The sequence below is a fragment of the Micromonospora sp. genome (assembly GCF_048594385.1).
GTDB classification, from domain to species: Bacteria; Actinomycetota; Actinomycetes; order Mycobacteriales; family Micromonosporaceae; genus Micromonospora; species Micromonospora wenchangensis.
Map to the genome: position 1 here is coordinate 1 of NZ_JBMDWU010000062.1, position 3,003 is coordinate 3,003.

Below are 3,003 nucleotides of genomic sequence, written 5' to 3' on the forward strand. Positions count from 1 at the left end.
ACCACGCCGCCGCCGACCACCCCGCCCCCGACCACCCCCCCGCCGACGACACCTCCGCCGACCACGCCGCCGCCGGGCACGACGTCCGCCGTCCGCAGCGTCTCCGCCGGCCGGTGCCTGGACGTCAACGGCGCGGCGCAGACCAACGGGGCCACCACCATCGTCTGGGACTGTCACGGCCAGACCAACCAGGCGTGGACCTCGACCGGCAGCCAGGAGCTGCGGGTCTACGGCACCAAGTGCCTGGACGTCAACAACGCCGGCACCGCCAACGGCACGTCGGTGATCATCTGGGACTGCAACGGCCAGTCGAACCAGAAGTGGCGCTTCAACGCCGACGGCACCGTCACGGCGGTCGGCTCGGGCCGGTGCCTGGACCTGGTGGGCAACGGCACGGCCAACGGCACCCGTACCCAGATCTGGGACTGCAACGGCGCGACCAGCCAGCGGTGGAGTCGCGGCTGAGCCGGTAGCCGGGCACCGGTCGACGACGCGCCGCCGCGGGCACCGCCCCGCGCGGCGCGTGGTCATTCCCGCGCGGCGAGGACCTCGCGCAGCGTGGCAGCGTACCCCCGGGGGTGGGTGGTGTTGCCGTTGTGCCCGCCGGGAAAGACCACCGGCGTGGTCCCGAGCAGCTCGGCCAGCCGGTCCGCGCACCGGCGGTCGAAGACCTCCGGCGCGGTGCGGGCGCCGACCGCCGGGACGATCCGGGTGCCGCAGCCGGGCAGGTCCTCCGGGCGCAGGTCGTCGCCGACGATCGCGGTGAAGTCCCGGCGGATGAACGTGTCGAAGTTGGCGATGCGGCGCGGCGTCATCGGCTGCGGGGTGAGGTCGGGCTCGGCCTCCTGGCAGGTCGGGTCGATGCCGAGCACCCGGGCGATCTCCCGCATCGCCTCGGTCAGCCCCCGGGCCGCGTAGCGTCGCTGGACGTCGAGTAGTTCGCGTTCGTGGCGGGCCCGCTCGGCGGCGGGCAATAGCCGGGGTGAGACCGGCTCGTGGGCGACGAGGGTGTGCAGCAGACCGGGGTGGCGGACGGCCAGCCGCAGTCCGATCGAGGCGCCGAGGCTGCACCCGAGCATCGCGGCCGGTCGGTCGGTGAGGCTGGTCAGCAGGAGGTGGACGTCGTCCGCGTGGTCGGCCAGGGTCACCGGCCGGTCGGGGTCGGTGAGCGCGCTGCGGGACAGCCCGCGCCGGTCGTAGGTCACCACGGTGTACGCGTCGGCGAGCTGCGCGACCAGGTCGGTGGTCCGGCGGGCGTCACCCTCCCCGCTCTGGCCGATCAGCAGGAGCGGGCCGCTGCCCCGGACCTCGTGGTAAAGCCGGGCGCCGGGACCGGCGAGCGTGCCGGTCCGGAGGGTGTCGGTGACGGACATCTGCATCTCCATGCGCTGGACGGGCGGGTGGGCCCCGCCGACAAAAAGCATCGTATCAGATGCATCTCGAATGATGGATCGTTTCTGATGTACCCTGAACGGGTGAACGGCATCGAGTTGTTCCTCCTGGGGCGCACCCTCATGAAGCTCGGCGAGGAGGCGATCCCCACCGAGGGGGTCGACTCCCACCCGGCGCTGCACCGCTCCGTGCTCATCGTCGCCAGCGACATCCGGGCCCACCCGGGCACCTCGGTCAGCGAGATCGCCGACCGGACGGGCTTCCCGCAGAGCAAGGTGTCGGTCTGCGCCGCCCGCCTGCGCAAGGCCGGCGCCATCGAGGCCACCCCCGACCCCGACGACCGGCGACGGCTGCTGCTGCACACCGCGCAGCAGGTCTCCGACCGGGTCGTCCAGATCAGGTCCGCCTCGGTCGACGGCGCGCTCGCCGCCGCCCTCGGCACCGACGACCCGGCCCGGATCGCCGAGATCACCGCCGCCCTGGAGACCCTCGCCCGCAGCCTCACCCCGCAGACGCTGCTGCGGCTCCGCGGCGGCACCGAGCCGACCGACGAGTGAACGGCGCGACGCAGGATCGGCGTTAGACCGCGTCGGCAGACTCGGCGTCGGGGTGCCACCGTCCAGGGTGCCCCGGAATCGTCGAGGAGAGCGGATGTCGGTCGACACCCTTCGTCTAGTCGTGTCCAGCCCCGACCGGCCGGGCATCATCGCCGCCGTGGCCCGGTTCCTGCACGAGCGGGGAGCCAGCATCGTGGAGCTGGACCAGTACACCAGCGAACCCAGCGGCGGCCAGTTCTACCTGCGTACCGAGTTCACCATCGCGCCCGCGCGGCGGGCCGGCCTGGCCGGTGAGTTCGCGACCGCCATCGGCGAGCCGTTCGGCATGCACTGGCGGTTCACCGACGCCCGGCAGGTCAAACGGATCGCCATCCTGGCCTCGCGGGCCGACCACTGCCTGGTGGACCTGCTCTGGCGGTGGCGACGCGGAGAGTTGGCCGCGGACATCACCCTGGTCGCCTCGAACCACCCCGTCCTGCGCGACACGGTGACCGGATTCGGCGTGCCCTTCCACGAGGTGCCGGTCCGGCCCGGTGCCCGCGACGCCGCCGAGGGCACCCTCGCCGACCTGCTGGCCGGGCAGTGCGACCTGATCGTGCTGGCCCGCTACATGCAGATCCTCAGCGGGGGGTTCCTGGACAAGGTCGGCGTCCCGGTGATCAACATCCACCACTCGTTCCTGCCCGCGTTCCCCGGCGCCGGCCCGTACGAGCGGGCCCGGCAGCGCGGGGTGAAGCTGATCGGCGCCACCGCGCACTACGTCACCGCCGCGCTCGACGAGGGGCCGATCATCGAACAGGACGTGATCCGCACCTCGCACCGGGACACCACCGCGACCCTGGTCCGGCTCGGCGCGGACGTGGAACGCACCGTCCTGGCCCGGGCCGTCGCGTGGCACTGCGCCGACCGGCTGCTCCAGTACGACAACCGGGTGCTGGTCTTCTGAGCACCGCCCGACGCGAACGAGGTGTCCCCGGCCCGCGCCTGCGGACCGGGGTCACCGCGGTCGCGGGGGGCAGCCGGCCTACGACCCGCTTACCTCGGGCGAGGGCGG

At 73.3% G+C, this 3,003-nt stretch carries 4 protein-coding genes; 3 read left to right on the forward strand and 1 reads right to left on the reverse strand.

Annotation, left to right across the window (positions count from 1 at the left end; translation table 11 throughout):
- Nucleotides 1-465: RICIN domain-containing protein (locus tag ACOJTC_RS02970; protein ID WP_420115635.1), on the forward strand; the 465-nt coding region annotated here is incomplete at its 5' end.
- Nucleotides 466-527: 62 nt separating this feature from the next.
- Here the strand turns inward: ACOJTC_RS02970 and ACOJTC_RS02975 are convergent.
- Nucleotides 528-1,373, reverse strand: coding sequence for an alpha/beta fold hydrolase (locus tag ACOJTC_RS02975; protein WP_420115636.1), 846 nt, complete (start codon nucleotides 1,371-1,373; stop codon nucleotides 528-530).
- A gap of 102 nt (nucleotides 1,374-1,475) precedes the next feature.
- Between ACOJTC_RS02975 and ACOJTC_RS02980 the strand changes: the two genes are divergently transcribed.
- On the forward strand, nucleotides 1,476-1,949 hold the full coding sequence (locus tag ACOJTC_RS02980; protein ID WP_420115637.1) for a MarR family transcriptional regulator: 474 nt from the start codon (nucleotides 1,476-1,478) through the stop codon (nucleotides 1,947-1,949).
- A gap of 94 nt (nucleotides 1,950-2,043) precedes the next feature.
- The gene (purU, locus tag ACOJTC_RS02985; protein ID WP_420115638.1) at nucleotides 2,044-2,895 is read left to right on the forward strand and encodes a formyltetrahydrofolate deformylase; all 852 of its coding nucleotides are present in this window, start codon (nucleotides 2,044-2,046) and stop codon (nucleotides 2,893-2,895) included.
- Nucleotides 2,896-3,003 lie beyond the last annotated feature (108 nt).